This window comes from Mangrovibacterium diazotrophicum (assembly GCF_003610535.1).
Lineage (GTDB): Bacteria > Bacteroidota > Bacteroidia > Bacteroidales > Prolixibacteraceae > Mangrovibacterium > Mangrovibacterium diazotrophicum.
Genome location: NZ_RAPN01000001.1, coordinates 2387602 through 2407387, shown reverse-complemented (window position 1 = coordinate 2407387; position 19786 = coordinate 2387602). Strand labels below are relative to the sequence as shown.

Genomic DNA, 19786 nt, shown 5'->3' with positions numbered 1-19786 from the left:
ACGTTGAATCTTTGTGCTTGGTTGTTCTGAAAAGCGCCGGAAGTAAGGCTTTTTCATGGGTCCGGATTTAGGAATGGAACCGGAGGTCTTAGTTCTTGCGGAGGTTGCCATTGAAATGATCCTGGTATTCCGAGGGGCTCTGTCCAAATTCGTCTTTGAAAATTTCGCTGAATGTAGATAGTGTTTTAATGCCCACTTCCCAGCTAATTTCGGTGATGTTCAGCGAGCTCGTCAACAAAAGATGCCGTGCACGCTGCATACGCAGTTTGCGGATGTATTTGGCTGCCGACATGTTGGTGAGTGCTTTAAACTTTCGATACAACTGTGATTTGCTCATGGCCATTTCGGAGCACAAAGCAGGAACATCGAAATTCTCATCCGGTAAATTTTTTCGGATACATTCGGTTAGCTTTCTCATAAATTGATCTTCCCGCTGGATCGAAGTGCAGGCATGTTTTTCGGAGGGGAGTGCTCCGCCCGCATAACGTTCGCGCAGTCTCCGCCGAAGCTCAAGTAATTTGGTAATACGCACAAACAGCTCGTGCTGGTTGAAGGGCTTTACAACGAACGCATCGGCGCCTTCTTCCAATCCTCGTATCCGCGAAGGTAAGTCGGCTTTGGCTGTTAAAAGGATGATCGGGATGTGGCTGGTTCGGTAATCATTCTTTAATTTGTGACACAGTTCAAAACCATCCATCCCGGGCATCATGATGTCGCTGACAATAATGTCGGGAGTGGATTCAAGAGCTTGCTGCAATCCGGCTTGCCCATTGTGTGCCACTTCAATCTTAAATTGATCGCGGTAGCAGGAAACGATGTAACTAACCACATCTTGATTATCCTCGATAAGCAACAGGAGGTCTTTGCTTTTCCTACTGCCGGTGTTTTCCGCGAGATTCTCAATTTCTGCGTCTTCAGCTAAAGACTGCTGTTCTTGTTGCAGGAAAGCAAGAATTTCCGGCGACTTGTTCTCGGCCGAGGTCATCGGCAGTTGCACTGTAAATACCGTTTGAGCACCCGGGTTACTGGTTACACTGATACTTCCGTTCAAAAGTAAAACCAACTCTTTGGTCAGCGAAAGTCCGATGCCTGCGCCACCAGTCTGGCGGGTATCCCGATCGTCGACCTGGTAGAAGCGTTCAAATATTTTCTCCTGCAAGCCGGGCGAAATGCCAATGCCGTTATCGATGACATTAATGTAGAGATCGTTACCGGTACGGCTGACCTTGAGACAAATTTTTCCGTTTTCAGGAGTGAACTTGATGGCGTTGCCCAATAGGTTTGAAACAATGGTGGTGACTTTTTCCGGGTCGAAATCCATTTCGTACGACTGACTGGCCGATTGGAACTCGAATTGCAGATTTTTCTCTTCAGCGTGGTATTTCTGAAGCTGAAAGATGTAACGAAGAAATGGAATGATGTCGCCATAAATGTTTTTCACTTCTAAGTTGCCACTTTCAAGTTTGCTCAAATTCAGCAACTGGTCAACAAGCTCGAGCAATCGTTCTCCGTTTCGGCTGATGGTTTTTGCTTTTTCCCGGAGCTCAGCTTGTCCATTGTTTTGTATCGAATCGGCCAAGCCGAGAATAACGGTCAGAGGTGTCCTGAATTCGTGTGTGATGTTGGTGTAAAGTCGGGTTTTAGCATCGCTAATCTCTTTCTGCCTCAAAACTTCTTTGTGCTCGAGCTTTGAGAACATGCGTTGCGTGTAAGCTGCGAAAAGAAAAATATAGCTGATGATGACAGCAAAGTTTAGGGCAAAGAAGAATTTGTTATGACTTGGTTCCAGAAGGTTTTTTCCATTCAAGTAGGGATCAAGTAAGGCTAAAAGAGTGAGACAGCAAAGGAAGTAGATGTACACAGTGACCATTTTGCGGAGTTGTTTAAAAACGAGTGTTTTCAAAACGGGTGCAGCTCCAAGGATGATGATGCCGCCACTTGTAAGCAGCCCGCCCATTCTGGCGGTATAAAAAGCGACGATCGTTATCGTGAGGAGTTGCTGAAAGAGTATGCAGTGTTCTATCTTTTTAAACAGGATGAAAGCGACAACGGAAAGTGTTCCGATACTGGCAAGAAGACTGATCCCGTACTCGACCATGATGGGGGCTCGCACAATCAAGGCTATGGTCAACAGGGAAATGACCAATCCGATGGCTACCAATGATTCTGCAATGAAATAGCGGAAAAGGGCAGCTTCAACATGACTTCTTCTTTTAGAGCCAAAGTTTGGCACCGAAAATTTACTAAACTGCCGATGTAATTGCTCAAATTTCATCTCCGAGAAAACTGGTCTTTTTTACCTGCCTTTTTGCTTATACGAAAATCATCTGTTTTGAGGTGCTTAAAAAAGAGGTGGACATGAAGCCAGTCCACCTCCCGGGTTTGTCAATCCCCGTAATCGGGGAAATCTTGCGATAATTTTGTCCAGGCTTTAGCCAGGCGTTCGTACAGATTGCTTAAATGGGTTCCTTCAAACGCTTCAAACTGATGCTTGATGTGCATGTCGGTCAGTTGCTGGTCGAGCATTTGGTTGAAGGGGAACATGTATAACTCATCATTCGATCCGCAGTCGAAGTAGACCGTTTTCAGTTGGCGCAGGCTTTTTTCGAACTCTTTGGTTTCGGCGAGAAGGTTCTGCTGGTCAATTCGGGCCATTAGTTCAGGAAGCAAGGCAATCTGTCCATCCGAAATGGTGTAGGGCAAGTCGCAGTAGTACGGCGGATTGTCCGGATTGGGAAGCCAGCTCTGCGAGATCAGGTACACGGTGTTGGTCACAAACTTGTACGGACTCATCGGGTCGTAAGGTGTGGGTCCCGGCGGGTAGCCCATTTGCTGCCAGATCTCCTCTTCGGCCATGGACATGCCGGCAATTGTCAGAATGTGCTGGTCTGTGAAATGGGCAGGTGACAAGCCAGCAACATAGCGAAACACTTTGGGGTGGCGCATGGCGATGTTCATGGCGCCGTAAGCCCCGGCGCAGTGGCCGCTGATGGCGCGCCAGTTGAAATGTGGAATAGTGCGCAAGTTCGTGTCAATAAAGGCAACAAGGTCGTTGGCAATGTAGCTGTCAAAGTTTCCGGTTGTTGGCGAGTCGAGGTAGAGGGTGGGGCCAAAGGCAGATTGGGCATTCGGCATCACCACAATCACATCCTTCATTTTGCCCTCATCAATAAGCTTGTTTAGCCATTGGGTAAAACCTTCGGCCGGAAAGTCCACGGGAGCCAATCCTGAAATTTGCTGAAAGATTGCAAAAGGCGCGGGCTCGATCAGCATATTGTTCCAGGCAGGCATACCATGTAGAAAGTAGATGACGGGGAACCGTTTTTCGGGACATCTAAAATAAGCGGCCGGCAGGTAGATGCTCACTTCGCGCGAGGGTGAGTTGCCGATCAGGTTGTTTTCCAGCGAAGGGCTGTAAAGTTCTGCTGAAATTACGATGCCTTCGGTCAATCCGTCGGGAATGAAAATCGCGCTCTTGGTTTGATTTTCTGAGGATACGGGTGGTTCAAATGGACTGTCTTGCTCGCAAGCAAAGAGAAAGACGGCCATCAACAGGACGTAGAGAAATGATTTTGTTTTCATAGCATGTTGATTTTAGGTTTCAAACTGAAATCTAAATTACCATGCTATTCGCGGGGCTATTTCCTGAAATTTCCCGCTTGTTTCCTGTTGTTTCCCAAAAGCTGAATTGAAAGGTGGCTTCTTGTTAAATCGATTAGGTTGAATGAATCAGACAGTCAACTCGATCCGGTTGCCTTCCGGATCCAATACAACCGATTCGTAGTAGCCATCGCCGGTTGTTCGGGGTTCGCTGATAACTTTGAAACCGTCGATCTTCAACTGGCTGGTCAGCTCATCTACTTGGGTCTTTGAACCCAGTGAAATTGCAAAATGAATCAGCCCGGTTGCCTGTTTCCTAATGTCGTTTTTGTTTGCCGGTATTCCCGGCATTTGCATCAACTCCAGTTTGCAGTCATCACTGAAACTGAGCATGTACGATTTAAAGTCTCGGGTATGATTGTAATAGGGATCTTTTGAGCTGGCGTCAAAGTAGTGCATGTAAAAGTTCCTCATCCCTTCGAGGTCACGAGTCCAAATCGCGATGTGGGCAATTTTCATATTCGACTTTGTTTTTAACGAGTGTGTTAATTGAGGTTCCATTCCTTGAAAAACTGATCCAGGTAAAGTTTCATGAATCGGTGTCTTTCATCGGCCAGTTTTTTCCCGTAAGCAGTATTCATTCGGTCTTTTAACAATAACAGTTTTTCATAAAAGTGGTTTATGGTTGGGGCATTTGTTTTTTTGTACGATTCAAAATCGATGTGCATTTCCGGTTTTATTTCCGGATCGTAAATTTGCCGGTTCCGGTTACCACCATAGGCAAATGTGCGTGCAATGCCGATCGCGCCCATCGCATCCAAACGATCTGCATCCTGTACAACCTGAGCTTCGAGACTTGTTGGTGTTGTGTCCACCCCTGCTCCTTTAAAAGAAACCTCGGAAATGATGTGCTCAATTTTGTTAATATAATCCGGAGGGATGCCGAGTTTCGTCATCCATTTTTCGCTGCGGCTACCGTTATGCTGGTGTTCCGATAATTTCCAGTCGTCCAGGTCGTGCAAAAGCGCGGCCATTTCAACCAAAAACAAATCAGCATGTTCGTGTTTTGCAATCTTGATTGCCAATTGCCATACCCGGTGAATGTGCCACCAATCGTGTCCGCTGGCGTCCTGTTCAAACTGAAGCCTCACATAAATTGCTGTTTCCTGTACGTAAACTACCTTGTCCATACCGTTAAAAGTACATAAATATTAGCACATGATTTTTGTTTTGCAGACAATTGTCTCAAACAATTTTTAAGCATAGAAGTTGCTGTCTTGGTAGGCTTTTAGTTTGTGTAAGTTGTTGTTATGGCGATTTATAGAGTGATTTTGTTGTTCGTCTTTTGTTTGCGGCAAGGTATTTGCTTCTTAAATCATGCTTTGACGATACGGCTGCAAAAATTTTTTAAAACATGTCGGAAGAAAACCGGTTTTGTTAGAAATGGTTACATTTGCAGTCGATTTATGTGTTTTTCATATGAGTCAGAGTAGGTTGGAAGTGATATTATGACGAAGATGATGAATTTGACTTTGCCTGAAATGCTTCAGGCGAGTTTTAAGAAATATAGTTCAAACAATGCTCTTTCGTTTGTCGGGGAACCGGGAAAAACATACGAAGATTTAAGAGTTGAAGTTGAACTGCTCGGTGCCCGACTGAAGAGTATGGGTGTCGGAAAAGGATCTAAAGTGGCTATCCTGAGCGCCAATATGCCGAATTGGGGTGTTGCTTTTTTCGCTATCGCATCGGTTGGCGGCGTTGCCGTGCCGATTCTGCCTGATTTCTCAGTTGTTGAGATTACCAATATTTTAAAGCATGCCGAAGTGGAGATGGTCTTCGTTTCCGAAACGCTGGCATCGAAGATTGACCGCGAGGAACTATCCGGGGTGCGGGTTGTCGGTATTGAGGATTTCAACGAATACTCAAAAGACGGCGAAGTTGTTGCTGTTGAGTTATCTGGTAGCCATCCGTTTGAATATGCCTCAGTCGAAGAGGAAGATTTACTTTCAATTATTTATACTTCGGGCACAACCGGTAAGTCAAAAGGCGTGATGCTGACACACAAAAATATCGTGTGGACTGCTCAGCAAAGTATAACGTTTCAGTATGTTGATGAGACTGATCGTTTTTTGTCGGTGTTGCCGCTTTCGCATACTTTCGAAAATACGTTGGGCTTGATTTTTCCGATCATGAATGGCTGTTCCATTCACTATTTGCGGAAAGCACCAACAGCGCCGGTTTTGTTGCCGGCACTTCAGCAGGTGAAACCTACAATTATGCTGGTGGTACCGCTGATTATCGAGAAAGTGTACAAGGGAAAAATTCTGCCGCAAATAAATAGCAAAGCAATTACGCGAGAGTTGTTCAAAATTCGCCCGTTCCAAAAAATACTGAGCCGCATTGCCGGAAAAAAGCTATATCAAACTTTTGGTGGAGAGTTGAGATTCTTCGGTATTGGTGGTGCCAAACTGGACAATGAGGTGGAACGTTTCCTGATGGATGCGAAGTTCCCCTTGGCGATTGGCTACGGATTGACCGAAACTTCACCCTTGTTGGCGGGAGCCGTTGGCAAAAATGTACGTTACCTTTCAACGGGTGTTCCGTTGCAGGGGGTTGAACTGCGTATTGCCAATGCTGATCCTGCAACCGGAGAGGGCGAAGTTCAGGCTCGTGGCGGAAATGTGATGAAAGGCTATTACAAAGAACCGGGTTTAACAGCCGACGTGTTTACCGAAGATGGCTGGTTCAAAACGGGAGATCTCGGTAAATTTGATAGAGGTTCGCTTTTCATCAAAGGCCGAATCAAAAATATGATTTTGGGTGCCAGCGGTGAGAATATTTATCCGGAAGAAATTGAGTCGGTGATCAACCGCATGGAGTATGTGCTCGAATCGCTGGTTGTGCAGCAAAAAGGACGTCTGGTTGCGATGGTGCATTTGAATATGGAGGAAATTGAAACTCGTTTCAAGCATGCGAAAGAAGAGGCAGTCCAGAAGTTCAATGCGAAAGTGGACGACATTTTGGTTGAAATCCAAAAGAAGGTGAACGAAGAAGTGAATAAATTCTCGCGGATTCAAATGGTTGTACTGCAGCCTGTTCCTTTCGAGAAGACGCCAACCATGAAGATTAAGCGTTTTTTATACTTGTAAATATTGATTACTAAATAAGTCGAAAGCCTTTCCAGCAATGGAAGGGCTTTTTTTATGATGCATTTGTTAATATTAAGATAAATTGAAATTATTTTAGGAAAATAGAATCTGTATTACCAATTAGTTTATAATTTAGTTTCTTTAATTTCGAATTGATATTTTAAAGGGGTAGTCAATAGCTTTTCATCTTGTTTTCTTGGGGGAGAAAGTAATTTGATGCTGTTTTCTTCACATAATCGGCTTGAAAAAAAACTAATTCTTACATTCCTATGAGGAAGGTCTATCTTATTATTGTCCTTTTTGTAAGCCTGTCCAGCTCCGTTGGTGCTCAGTCTCAGCTTGTCGATTCTCTTCGGCAGAAATATGATGAAAAGTACGGTCTCGACGTGCTCCTGAATAATGGCAGAAAGTATTTCCCGAATAACAACCCGGCAAAAGGGCATCCCTATTGGGAAACAGCAACTCCGTTGCGGGCTGACTTAACAGTTGCCGGAAAGTTCTTTCCTGCGCAAAAAGTTAAATACGATTTGCATACCCAGCAGTTCGTTTTGATTTATCTGGACGAAAATTCGCGAGAGCAAGACTTAGTTATAAACAATGAAGCCGTAGATACGATAAAAATTAAGGAAGCCGTTTTCATCCGGAATAAGTTTTCAGAACCCGCGCAGCCTTACTTACAAGTTATTCACGAAGGAGAGATCGGTTGTTATATCAGCTGGTCTAAAATGTTGCAGTATAACCGTTCCGGCACCAATATTGGGTATGAATATACCGCTGAGAAAAAGAATTACTTTTTGCTTCGAGAAGGCCAACTCTATCGGTTCAGTTCAAAGTCAAATTTTTTGAAGATTTTCCCGAAGGAAGAAAAAACGAAATTGAAAAAATATATGGTATCCAATCATATACGATTTAATAAAATGAGTACCAATCAACTTCAGACATTAATTGAGTATGGTGAGGATATTATGGAGTAAAATGAACACTTCACGACTAAAAATAACACTTGTTCTTTTGCTACTTTCTTTTGTTGGATATGCGCAGGAGAAAGCTGAACTAAGAGTTACGAAGACATTTAAGAATGTTGATTTTGAGGAATTCGTGTCACAGATCGAAGCCGAATATCCGGTTCATTTTTATTATAAAAGTGAGTGGGTAGAGAACGTGAAGGTGAGTGTGAATGCTGAAAATCTGGCAATACCGGAACTGATGAAACTGGTGTTGCTACCCACGCTGATGGATTTTGATTATCAGGCGCCGGGAACTATTTACATTTTGCCGGATAAGAAATTTGCCAAGGAGTTACCGACTTTTTACTATCCCTCGCGGGGTGTTGAGTCTGTAGTGCCGGCGGATGCCGAAAAGACAGCAATCGAAGACAAATATCTACAGGGAAGGCAACCGGATATGATTCAAACCATCGTTATTGGTAGCCGGGACAAAGCCCGCCGAGGTCGTGCAGCAGTTGTCACAGGAAAGTTAACCGATGATGAATCGGGCGAGCCGTTGATTGGTGCGACGATTTATATTCCCGTTTTAAAGCGTGGTGCCGCTACGGATGTTTCAGGTGTATTCAACCTGGCACTGAAGCCTGGTATTTATGCCGCCGAGTTTCAGTGTGTAGGTATGGAGGGAGAGAAAGGGAATCTGGACGTTCGCTCAGATGGTTATTTCACCTTGAGTCTGAAAAAGAAAGTACAAGCACTGGGAGAGATTGTTGTGCAGGGCGAAGAGAACCAAAAGAGGGGTGCTCGCCTTGGGATGGAAAGCGTGTCGATTAAAACAATCAAAGAATTGCCGACCCTGATGGGGGAGAAAGATGTGTTGAAAGTAGCCCAGTTATTGCCGGGGATTGTGAGCGTTGGTGAAGGATCAGCGGGCGTTAATGTTCGCGGTGGAAATGCCGATCAAAACTTGTTCTATGTGAATGAAATTCCGGTGTACAACAGTTCGCACTTGTTTGGGTTTTTCTCAGCCATCAATTCAGATATCATTGATAACTTCTCAATTTTCAAGGGACAGGTTCCCGCAGAGTACGGCGGGCGTTTATCTTCCGTTTTCAATGTCGAAACACGGAAAGGTCATAAAAATAAGTTTTTTACACAAGGAGGTGTAAGCCCGATTTCAGCCAATGCGGAGGTTGAAATGCCCATCGTGAAGGACAAAGCTTCGTTGATGCTTAGTGCACGTTCTACCTATTCCGACTGGATTTTGAAACGATTGAAGGATCCCGATTTGAGAAATAGCACCGCTTCGTTTCAGGACTTTGCAACGGCTTTGGATATCGATCTGAGTGAGAAAAGTCGACTGGGCGTTTTTGCTTATACCAGTGGCGACGATTTTGATATGAACGGATATACCGATTACAACTATGGAAATAAAGGCGCATCGGTGAATTTCTCGCACCGCTTTTCGCCAAGGATAAAAGCCGGGGTATCAGTAATTGGTGCAAACTATAATTTCGAGACAACTTCCAAGCAAAATGCGAGCGAGGCATACACACATGGTTACGATCTGGATCACTATGAATTCAGGGCCTCAATGAATTGGATGCTGAATGAGCACCATACAATTAAAGCTGGAACAAATGTCATTTTATACCAACTGGATCGAGGAGCAATTGAACCATACGGATCGGAGTCGCTAAAAACCTCGCTGGATTTGGGACAGGAGAAAGGTGTTGAGTCAGCCTTCTATGTGGACGATAATATTGCCATTGGGCAACATGTGAATTTTTACGCTGGCTTGCGCTATAGCATGTTTTCAGCTTTTGGACCAGCCACGGTTCGATCGTATTACGAGGGAACAGAGATGAACGAGGATGATGTATCAGGTGAAACGACCTATGGCAGTGGAGATAAGATTGTGAGTTATCATCATCCGGAATTAAGAGCAGGGTTGGATGTTAAAATCGATGAAAATAACTCGATAAAATTGTCAGTCACACAAATGACCCAGTACCTATTCATGTTGAGCAATACGATTTCGATTGCACCAAATGATCAATGGAAACTTGTTGATAGTCACATAAAACCGCCGCAGTCGCTTCAATACTCATTCGGTTTTTATCGTAATCTTCCAAGTGTGGGACTGAATGCGACGGCTGAAGTTTACTACAAGCAGGGGAAAAATATAGTAGAATATAAAGACGGGGTCGACTTTTTATCGACACCCTATTCGGAGACTTTAATTTTACAGGGAGATCAGGAGGCGTATGGTGCGGAGTTCATGCTTTCGAAAGAAACGGGACGTTTAAACGGTTGGGCCAGCTACACCTACTCGCGCTCGTTTATTACGGTTGACGGCGAAAATGCATGGGATGATATCAACCAGGGAATGAAATACCCTTCCAATTTTGATAAGCCGCATGTGGTGAACCTCGTCCTGAATTATAAACTAAACCGTCGATTTTCGCTCTCATCCAATCTGGTGTATAATACCGGTCGTCCGGTAACGATGCCGGAAGGTGTTTATTACATCGATAATCACCCGTTCATTGATTATTCTGATCGGAATGCCTACCGGATTCCGGACTACTTCAGGATTGATATGTCCTTAAAAATGGAAGGAAACCTGAAACGGAAGAAACCATTGCATAGCTATTGGATGTTGAGTGTCTATAACCTGACTGGACGCAGCAATGCAAACTCAATCTTCTTCCTGTCGGAGGATGGTTATTTACATGGCTATAAATATTCGGTTATTGGCCAGCCAATTGTAACAATTTCGTGGAACTGGAAACTTGGAAATTATGCAAATCAATAAAACATACTATCTACTTTTTGTGCTCGGTTTTATTTTGAATTCCTGTGTCGAAAGGTATTTCCCGGACACTGAAACCAACTTTACGTCGAAGATTGTCATCGAAGGGACTATTACAACCGAAGATGAAGATCAGCAGATTGTTGTGTCCATGTCATCGTCGGTGGCGGAGCCTGAGTTTGTGCCTGTTTCCGGCTGTGAAGTCTATGTTGAAGATGAAGACGGAAATAAATTCACATTTAGCGAAGGAAACGCCGGATATTACAATGGGCGAATTCCCGATTCTAATATTGTCATAGGAATGTCGTACCGTTTGTATGTGAAAACACCAGACGGAGACGAATACAGGAGCAAGTATGAGGAGTTGATGCCTTGTCCGGACGTTGATTCCATTTATACCGAAGTAACGTCAAAAGAGACGACTGATCCGGATGTTGACGAAGATGGACTTCAATTCTATGTCGATCTTAAAGCAGACGATACTTACGGGAGGTTTTATCGTTTCGGTTTGATTGAAACCTATGAATACCATGCGGATTTTCCGCTTGATAAATGGGTGAGTGTGGACAATGTTTATACGGACCTGGTCACACCGGATTATTCGAACCAGGTTTGCTATGTAACCGATTCTTTAGCCTCGATTTACGTGTTGTCAACGGATGGCTTTTCCCAAAATAGTTATTCCGGTTTTGAGCTTCATTTTGTGAACGATCATACACAACGACTACTGTATAAGTACAGTTTACTGCTGAAACAGTACTCGATGACGGAATCAGCTTATTCTTTCTGGAAGAACTTAAAGGAAAATAACCAGGAGTCTGTTGATTTGTTTGGTCGTCAACCAGCTTCAGTTAAAGGGAATGTTTACAATATAAATGACACGACTGAGTATACGCTGGGGTATTTTGGGGTTTCTGCAGTAAGAACTAAACGGGTGATGGTTTACCCGGATCCTTCATTTACGTTTAGTGAAGTGTTTCATTGCAAGCCGGTTATTCCGGATCCTCCAATAATTGACCGACCAATCTATTACGCCGTCGGTATCGATGAAACGACAGGTGAGAGCTATACCGGAATTGTTGGCGAAGAGTGTATTTTTTGCCAGACGACTGGAGGGACAACCGAAAAACCAAGTTATTGGGACGAATAAAAGGAACTAAATGAAAAAGCATAAGATAATTTTCACGCTGATGCTCCTGATTGGAATGATCCAATATGGGGGAGCTCAGGTTGTATTAACCGATTCTCAGGCTGGTCAGCTGGTTGAAAAAACGAGTCTAGTTACCGATCGGGATATTTACGCTGTAGGTGAAACTATTCAGTTTTCGGCGGTCAATTGCTCTTCAACAGCGTTGAAAAACGCAGAATGGAGTAATGTGCTTTACGTCGAGCTGGTTGCTCCGGATGGGGAGTCTATTTCCCGAAAGAAATTTGCTTACGATACAGATGGCGCTTCCGGAAGTTTGCTTGTCCCGAAATGGACACTCACCGGGAATTATTATGTCCGGGCCTATACCCGTTGGATGCGCGATTTTTCAGCTTACAATTATTTTTACAAGCCGGTTACGGTTATCAATTCAACCAAGGCAGAATTGCTGGAGTTGGTAGAAGCAAAGAATGGTTCCAGCGAGGCTGGACACGAGAATACGGATACAGCAGATGCGGGATCGGTTTCGATCAAGATTGGTAAACCTGCTTATAAAAAACGAGAGGCGGTAGACGTAAGCATTGACCTGAAGAGTTCGGCGGGAATGAGTGGGAACTACACGGTATCAGTCATTCCCGAAGGGGCGTTTATTTTAGGGAATAAAGCCAAAATAAAAGACGGCGGCGTTCAGTTTTCGTCGGATTATATTCCGGAGACACGGGGACTTTCGGTTTCCGGCACTGTTGTCAGTCAGCAGGATTCTCTTCCATTACCATATAGTCATGTAGCGCTAACTGTTTTTAAGGAAAACCCTGAAAATTTCAACGTTCTATCGGATGCAAAAGGTCAATTCTTTTTCGATTTGTCGAAATTGAAAGGTGCATATGAAATCTTTATCTCTGCAGATGCGAGTGACGGAAAACATCCGGTGATTTTGGTAGATAATGATTTCTCAACTGCTCCAGTGAGCTTGCCTTTTATTCCAGTCGATCTCTCTCCTGAGAAGTTGAAAGTCTACCAGCAACTGGCTTTCAATAGCCAAATGGAACAGTTGTATCAGCAACAAAAAGTAACGGAGGAAATTCGTTCGTTTTCTTCGGATTCTGCTTTCTACGGAAAGCCCGACTTTGTGCTGAAGTTTGATAAGTTTATCGATTTGCCAACCATGCAGGATTACTTTTATGAACTGGTGCCGCAGGTTCGCGTCCGCGAGCACAACGATATTGCTGAGATTAATGTTTTGGGCGACCATTCAGAATTGGAAATATATGATCCACTAGTTTTAATCGATATGGTTCCCATTTTTGATATGGAACGGGTGCTGGCGCTTCAACCCGAGAAGCTTGAGCGGATTGAGGTTGTTACAACGCCTTATGTGCGCGGTGGAATTATTTTTGGAGGAATTGTCAGCCTTTTTTCACGGAAAGGAGACTTGGCCGGAATTGATTTGCCGTCAGCGGGACGTTTTATTACCTACAATATGCTGAGTGAAGATTCTGTGCCACCGCTGCCGGATCACCAAATGAAACATGTTCCTGATTTGCGTAACTGTTTGTATTGGAATCCTGATCTGAAAGTTACGAGCGGACACGCTGTATCTTTCAGCTTTTCAACAGGAGATAGCACCGGCAAATTTGTGGTGGTTGTTCAATACTTAAATGAAAACGGTGAGGTGAAAGTCGCGGTTCAGGATTTTGAGATCAACTAATCCTGCTTTTTTTCCAGTTCCCGTAAATCCAGTTTCAGCTCACGCGAAAGCCGCATGTTGTTCGGGAAAAAGTAAACCTGAAGGGTGATCATCACCAGCGCTTCAACTAGCAGGAGATGGATGCCGGTTAGTGCAAAGCAAACCAGGAAAAAATAACCGCTTGCTTCAATCGTGGCAGCGCGGATAATCATTGCTGATTGAAATTGAGTCAGGCGTTCGGCTGTTGCTGTCGACTCAATCTCGCTCAGGCGTTTCCTCGCGATGAAAATCCCTGTTGGAATTGCGATCAATGGTAACATATTGGCGACAAGCAGGAGGTATTCCATCGCTTCTTCATCGAAATCGCCGAGCGGCCCGGTTGTGTGAACCAGGTAAAAACTCATGCACGAAAAAAAGACGAGCCCCATGATTAAGGCTGAATATACAATGCGGATAGATTTTTTTGTCGGTCGGTTTAGTAGAGTTGTCATTTTTTAGGTTTTCGCTTTCGGTCTTGAATATAGCAACTTAATTTTATTAATGAACTGTTTTAAAAAAGGTCGGCTCAGAGCTACTCGGAGTGAGGGGGCGGGTAAGAAGTCAGGTCCTAAAAATCCGGAAATTCTTTTATTTTAAGTCTTTGTGATAATTCTGTGATAAACTCATTCTACCTTTCCAACGTTTCAACTTAAAAAAGCACATGGAAAAGGCTCTAATCATTGAAGATGATAAGGATATCTCCGAATTGATAGCTATTCATCTGGCAGATATGGATTTGGAGGTTGACAAAGCTTTCGACGGAAAGGATGGCTTGATGAAAGCGATGAACAACAAATATCGGTTCATTTTGCTGGATATTCGCTTGCCTCAATTGGATGGTTTTGAGGTTTGCAAGCGGCTGCGAATGGAGAAGAATAATACGCCGGTGCTGATGATCACTTCGAAGTCGGAAGAGATCGATAAGGTGCTGGGGCTTGAAATCGGCGCCGACGATTATATCTCAAAGCCTTTCGGCATTCGTGAATTGCTGGCGCGCATTAAAGCTGTGCTTCGCAGGACAGAGCGTGTTCCGGAATCTGCCGATGCAGAGAATGTTGAGCTGCGTTTTGAGGATTTGTACATTAATGTTGGGATGCGCGTGGTTGAGCTTAGTGGTGAGCGCATCGAGCTTTCTCCAAAAGAATTTGACCTTCTGGTTTACCTGGCCTCGCATCCCGGGAAAACCTATTCGCGGATGCAGTTGCTGAACCAGATTTGGGGCTACGAGTTTGAGGGTTTCGAGCATACCGTGAACTCACACATTAACCGGTTGCGTTCTAAAATTGAGCAAAACATGAGTCAGCCGGAATACATTTTAACGACTTGGGGAGTGGGATATAAATTCAGGGAAGCCTGACAGAAAGGGGGATAAAATGACCAGTTTAAAACCAAAAATATTCAATCGGTTGTACCTGCAGGTATCGGCTATTTTCCTGTTGGTGTTGTTTCTGTTTACGGCCATTGCCATGTATGTTTCGGTGCAAGCCTCGCGCGATTATTCGGTTGAGGTCAATCAGCGCCTGAATCGTGAGTTGGCGCAAAATACTGCCGATATGATCAAGCCTTATATCAAGGATGGAAAGATCAGCGACGAGGCGATTGCTGACATCATGCACTCAATGATGGTAATCAACCCGATTGTGGAGGTCTACATTTTAAATACCTCCGGCAAGATTTTGAAATATGTAGCGCCGGACAAAGTGGTGCAATTGGAACAGGTTAATTTGGATCCAATCCGGAAGTTTATCAACGACCCGGAGCATAGCATCATTTATGGCGATGATCCGCGGAACCCCGGGGAATACAAAACTTTCTCGGCTACCGAAGTCATCGAAAACGGCCAGTTGACCGGTTATATATACATTGTCCTGGCGAGCCAGAAATACGTGTCGAATGCGCAGGCGGTGCTTGGAAGTTACATTCTCGGTTTGTCCATTCGTTCGGTTATTTTCATTTTAATCATTTCAGCCTTGGTTGGCCTGCTGGCAATTTGGATTATCACCAACCGGCTGAACCCGATTATTCACGGGATTGATGAGTTCCGAAAGGGCAACCTTCAGGCTCGGATTCAGGTGCGGAGCGATACCGAAATTGATCGAATTGGCTTGGTCTTTAACGAAATGGCCGATACGATTGAGCAAAATATTCAGGAGTTGAAAGGAGTGGATAACCTCCGGCGGGAATTGATCAGCAATGTGTCGCATGATTTGAGGACCCCCGTTGCTTCTATTCAGGGTTATGCCGAAACCTTATTGCTGAAACAGGGTCAGATAAAAGAGGAGGAGCAGCGAAAATACCTTGAAGTCATTTTTAAAAGCTGCGGCCGGCTGAAGAAGCTGGTGGAAGATTTGTTTGAGCTGTCGAAGCTGCAAACCCAGCAGGTGAAACCAAACACCGAGCCATTCTCAATTGCCGAGTTGGTCTATGATATCGCCAATAAATACCGTATAATTTCGCAGAAGAAAGGCATCAGCGTGAACACAACCATTGCGAAAAATGTCCCTTTGGTGGAGGCTGATATTTCGATGATTGACCGGGTATTACAAAACCTGATTGACAATGCGATGAAGTTCTGCAACGAAGGCGACACCATCAACATTGAAATCGACAGTAAGTTGCCCGGGAAAGTGGAAGTGCGCGTTGCAGATTCCGGGCAAGGAATCCGGCAGGAGGATTTGCCGAACGTTTTCCAACGCTACTACAAAGGCGGGGAAGACAAGCAAAGCACCGGGCTTGGATTGGCGATTGTGCAAAAAATTATTGAGCTGCACCATTCAAGCATTCAGGTATTCAGCCAGTACGGGAAAGGGACAACTTTTGTGTTCGACCTGCCGGTTGTTGCCTGAAATTGGATAGAAATAAAATTTCTCTGTGAACTTGTTGTGATAAACTGCTGTGATATTTACAGATGAAAACTTACCTGCGGTTTTGCCGTGTATGTTTTCAACTTTAAACAAATGCAGAAAGGAGAACAAAGATGAAACGAATGATGAATGTGCTTTTGTTGACACTGATTGTGTTGACGAGTTGTGCGCAAGAAGGAAAAAAGATGAAAACGGGTAAAGAATCAAGCGATTACCGCTCGTTGACGAAAGCCGAAGAGCGGGTGATTGTACATAAAGGAACCGAGGCTGCCTTTACCGGTAAATACGATGATTTTTACGAAGATGGGATTTACGTTTGCAAACGCTGCGGAGCCGAGTTGTACCGTTCTTCGGATAAGTTTGATGCTGGTTGTGGCTGGCCTGCCTTCGACGACGAAATTCCCGGTGCTGTTACCCGCACGCCCGATCCGGATGGCATGCGCACCGAGATCACCTGCAGCAATTGCGGCGGTCACCTGGGACATGTGTTTTTGAACGAGGGCCTAACCAATAAAAATACCCGACACTGTGTGAATTCAATCTCGCTGGTTTTTGTGCCGGTAGGTACCCCGAAAAAAGCCAAACAGGACACGGCTATCTTTGCCGGTGGTTGTTTCTGGGGCGTTGAATATTACCTGGAACAGGCTCCGGGTGTTCTGAATGTTGAAAGTGGCTACATTGATGGACATACAGATCATCCAACTTATCAGGATGTTTGCAGTCATACAACCGGGTATGCCGAAGCAGTGCAGGTGGTATTCGATCCGGCGAAAACGGATTATGAAACACTGGCTCGCCTGTTCTTCGAAATCCATGATCCCACGCAGGTTGATCGTCAGGGACCGGATGTTGGCGATCAGTATCGCTCGGCTGTATTCTACCGCACGGAAGAACAGAAACAAATTGCCGAGAAGTTGATCGAGCTTCTGGAGAAGAAGGGGTACAAGGTGGCAACTGAAGTGAAGCTGGCCTCTAAATTCTGGCCCGCCGAAGAATACCACCAGAATCACTACGAACGAAAAGGCGGCACGCCATACTGCCACAAATACGTGGAAAGGTTTTAGATGGCCGGATTTCCAGATTCCCGGATTGTTGGATGCTCAGATTTTTCGGAATGCCGAATTGTCTGAGCATCTTTTTTTTGATCGTCTTTTGTCTAAAATCTAAAAGTCCAGCAATCTGAAAATCGATCATCTGCCTTTGTGATAAAAGGTTTAACCCAGCGTGACTTTCCCGTGATACTTTCTAAAGACCTTTGGTTCAGTGTAATCAATTAAATCGAAATGTCATGAAAGTATTATCGTTTATTCTCAGTGTTGTGTTGTTGTCCATGCTTTCTTCCTGTCAGGAAAAAGATCATGCTATGGGACAGCTAAAAGGTATGTTTACAGTAACAGTTGAAAACGTATCGGAACCCTACGACTTCTTCGAATCGGGTGCGGTGGCAATCCCCGACGATGCCACAGAAGCCGGACCCGCGACCCCCGGAAATTCGTTCACTTTTTCGTTCCATGCGGGCAAAAAACATCTTTTGTCATTTGCAACCATGTATGGAATTTCCAACGATTTGTTCTATGCACCCGACGGGATGGGTATTGCGTTGTACGATAATGGTACGCCGGTTGAGGGCGATATCACTTCTCAGGTTTATTTGTGGGATGCGGGTACCGAAGTAAATGAAGAACCCGGAGTTGGTCCGAACACGGGGCCGCAACAAAGTGGTCCGAATACAGGACCGGATGAAAACGGGACCGTCCGTAAAATTGCCGATGTGATGGATGGCTATACTTATCCGCCGGTTGCCGATAATATCAAGGTGATGTTGACATACGACGGCGACAACATGTTTACCGTGAAGATCGATGTACTGAGTGGCAGTTCAACGCCGATTTCTCCGGTGGCCTGGGTGGTACATAGCGCCGAAAACCCACTTTTTACAGAGAATATGGTTGATTATGGCGATGGCCTGGAAGGTTTGGCCGAAGACGGCAATGCGCCCGGTTTGGCAGACTACTTGGCAATGCATTCCGGCTATGTTTCGCCAGTCGCGCCGGTCTTGTGGGTACTGCACCATAAAAACGAAATGCCAATTTTTACAGAGGATATGCCCGACTACGGAATCGGTTTGGAAAAATTGGCAGAAACCGGTGATCCGTCCGACTTGTTCAGCGCTTTGGAGGCTGACAAATATGACGTTGGTGTGGTGAATATACCGGAAGGTGCTTCGGAAGCAGGGCCGCTTTTCCCGGGAGATATGTACACTTTCACTTTTGAGGGACAGCCGGGCGATTACCTGAGTATCGCTTCCATGTTGGGAGCTTCCAACGATATCTTCTTTGCCTTTGGCGATATGGGAATCCCCTTGTTTGCGAGTTCAGTGGCATTGAACGGTGATATTACCGAGTATGTCATGCTCTGGGATGCCGGAACCGAGGTAAATGAATATCCCGGGGCACAAACTTCGGCCGATACGGTGGAGGGAGGTAACGTGCGGATGCTGGACGACGGTTTGCCCTGGCCGGAAGCTGACCAGGTGATTAAAGTAACCATCATGAAAAACTGAAAATCTATTGAATAAAAAAAGAACTCCTTGTGGCTAACCATGTTGCGAGGAGTTCTCTGTGTTATAGCTTAAGTGGCCGCTTTTGATAATTTATTTTCTTTTGCTGTTTAACATCTATTTAGAACGAAATGGTAAAACTTCTCGTAATTTTGACAGAGGAATTGAGAGAAAATTATTCATTCAGATCAATTAAATAGAAAACAGAAAATGAAAAGGTTAAACTTCATGATGGCCGTACTTTTGAGCGGCTCAATGTTGTTGGCTGGCTGTTCGAGCAGCCAATGGGCCACAAAAAGCAATACAACAAAAGGTGCGGTTTATGGTGGTACCGGCGGCGCAGCAGTTGGTGCCGGTTTGGGAGCAATTTTTGCCAAAAACTCGGGTAAGGGTGCCATTATTGGCGCTGCTATTGGTGGTGCAGTTGGTACCGGCGCTGGTGTCCTGATCGGTAAGAAAATGGATAAGCAACAAGCCGAACTGGAAAAAATTGAAGGTGCACAGGTGGAAACGGTAACCGACTCAAATAACCTGCAAGCGATTAAAGTAACTTTCGATAGCGGGATTCTTTTCGCAACAGGTAAAAGTAACCTGAGTGCTGCTTCGAAAGATGCGTTGGTGAAGTTTGCAACTTCGTTGAAGTCGACTCCGGAAACCGATGTGAAAATTTACGGACACACCGACAATACGGGTTCACGCGATATCAATGTAAAGATATCGAACGAACGGGCCGAATCGGTTGCAAAATACCTGATTGAAAATGGCGTGGATGGAAGTCGTTTGGTGACTGAAGGTAAAGCTTACGACGAACCGGTTGCCAGCAACGAAACTGCTGAAGGGCGCGCCCAAAACCGTCGTGTAGAAATCTACATCACAGCCAACGAAACGATGATTCAGCAGGCTGAAGACGGTACGCTGAGATAGACATCTATAAAAGAAAAGATAAAGCAGGTTACTCTCGTAGCCTGCTTTTTTTGTGCT

15 protein-coding genes are annotated in these 19786 nt (G+C 44.8%); 10 read left to right on the top strand and 5 right to left on the bottom strand.

Features of this window, described 5'->3' with window-relative positions:
- Positions 1 to 88 precede the first annotated feature (88 nt).
- From BC643_RS09520 to BC643_RS09505, 4 genes are all read right to left on the bottom strand, one after another.
- Positions 89 to 2275 (bottom strand): ATP-binding protein, encoded by a 2187-nt coding sequence (locus tag BC643_RS09520; protein ID WP_120272865.1) that lies wholly within the window; start codon positions 2273 to 2275, stop codon positions 89 to 91.
- A 110-nt stretch (positions 2276 to 2385) separates the two neighbouring features.
- Positions 2386 to 3582, bottom strand: coding sequence for an alpha/beta hydrolase-fold protein (locus BC643_RS09515; RefSeq protein WP_120272864.1), 1197 nt, complete (start codon positions 3580 to 3582; stop codon positions 2386 to 2388).
- A 147-nt stretch (positions 3583 to 3729) separates the two neighbouring features.
- The gene (locus tag BC643_RS09510) at positions 3730 to 4119 is read right to left on the bottom strand and encodes a VOC family protein (protein WP_120274224.1); all 390 of its coding nucleotides are present in this window, start codon (positions 4117 to 4119) and stop codon (positions 3730 to 3732) included.
- Positions 4120 to 4145: 26 nt separating this feature from the next.
- Positions 4146 to 4790 (bottom strand): HD domain-containing protein, encoded by a 645-nt coding sequence (locus tag BC643_RS09505; RefSeq protein WP_120272863.1) that lies wholly within the window; start codon positions 4788 to 4790, stop codon positions 4146 to 4148.
- A 318-nt stretch (positions 4791 to 5108) separates the two neighbouring features.
- Between BC643_RS09505 and BC643_RS09500 the strand changes: the two genes are divergently transcribed.
- From BC643_RS09500 to BC643_RS09480, 5 genes are all read left to right on the top strand, one after another.
- On the top strand, positions 5109 to 6749 hold the full coding sequence (locus BC643_RS09500) for an AMP-binding protein (RefSeq protein WP_120272862.1): 1641 nt from the start codon (positions 5109 to 5111) through the stop codon (positions 6747 to 6749).
- A gap of 269 nt (positions 6750 to 7018) precedes the next feature.
- Positions 7019 to 7723 (top strand): hypothetical protein, encoded by a 705-nt coding sequence (locus tag BC643_RS09495; RefSeq protein WP_120272861.1) that lies wholly within the window; start codon positions 7019 to 7021, stop codon positions 7721 to 7723.
- On the top strand, positions 7701 to 10511 hold the full coding sequence (locus BC643_RS09490; protein ID WP_120272860.1) for a TonB-dependent receptor: 2811 nt from the start codon (positions 7701 to 7703) through the stop codon (positions 10509 to 10511). The genes BC643_RS09495 and BC643_RS09490 overlap by 23 nt, the downstream gene beginning before the upstream one ends.
- The gene (locus BC643_RS09485; RefSeq protein ID WP_120272859.1) at positions 10498 to 11658 is read left to right on the top strand and encodes a DUF4249 domain-containing protein; all 1161 of its coding nucleotides are present in this window, start codon (positions 10498 to 10500) and stop codon (positions 11656 to 11658) included. The genes BC643_RS09490 and BC643_RS09485 overlap by 14 nt, the downstream gene beginning before the upstream one ends.
- 10 nt (positions 11659 to 11668) lie before the next feature.
- Complete coding sequence (locus BC643_RS09480) at positions 11669 to 13363, top strand: MG2 domain-containing protein (RefSeq protein WP_120272858.1); 1695 nt, start codon at positions 11669 to 11671, stop codon at positions 13361 to 13363.
- On the opposite strand, the gene BC643_RS09475 is transcribed toward BC643_RS09480, so the two are convergent.
- Positions 13360 to 13833: a hypothetical protein gene (locus BC643_RS09475; protein WP_147377188.1), complete on the bottom strand. Its 474-nt coding sequence runs from the start codon at positions 13831 to 13833 to the stop codon at positions 13360 to 13362. The genes BC643_RS09480 and BC643_RS09475 overlap by 4 nt on opposite strands.
- Before the next feature lie 209 nt (positions 13834 to 14042).
- On the opposite strand from BC643_RS09475, the gene BC643_RS09470 reads away from it, so the two are divergent.
- The 5 genes from BC643_RS09470 to BC643_RS09450 all read left to right on the top strand — a co-directional run bounded on the left by BC643_RS09470 (position 14043) and on the right by BC643_RS09450 (position 19729).
- On the top strand, positions 14043 to 14738 hold the full coding sequence (locus BC643_RS09470) for a response regulator transcription factor (protein ID WP_120272856.1): 696 nt from the start codon (positions 14043 to 14045) through the stop codon (positions 14736 to 14738).
- A 16-nt stretch (positions 14739 to 14754) separates the two neighbouring features.
- The gene (locus tag BC643_RS09465) at positions 14755 to 16227 is read left to right on the top strand and encodes a sensor histidine kinase (protein ID WP_120272855.1); all 1473 of its coding nucleotides are present in this window, start codon (positions 14755 to 14757) and stop codon (positions 16225 to 16227) included.
- A gap of 131 nt (positions 16228 to 16358) precedes the next feature.
- Complete coding sequence (locus tag BC643_RS09460) at positions 16359 to 17309, top strand: bifunctional methionine sulfoxide reductase B/A protein (RefSeq protein WP_211338026.1); 951 nt, start codon at positions 16359 to 16361, stop codon at positions 17307 to 17309.
- Positions 17310 to 17533: 224 nt separating this feature from the next.
- The gene (locus tag BC643_RS09455) at positions 17534 to 18808 is read left to right on the top strand and encodes a spondin domain-containing protein (protein WP_120272854.1); all 1275 of its coding nucleotides are present in this window, start codon (positions 17534 to 17536) and stop codon (positions 18806 to 18808) included.
- A 207-nt stretch (positions 18809 to 19015) separates the two neighbouring features.
- Positions 19016 to 19729 (top strand): OmpA family protein, encoded by a 714-nt coding sequence (locus BC643_RS09450; protein ID WP_120272853.1) that lies wholly within the window; start codon positions 19016 to 19018, stop codon positions 19727 to 19729.
- Positions 19730 to 19786 lie beyond the last annotated feature (57 nt).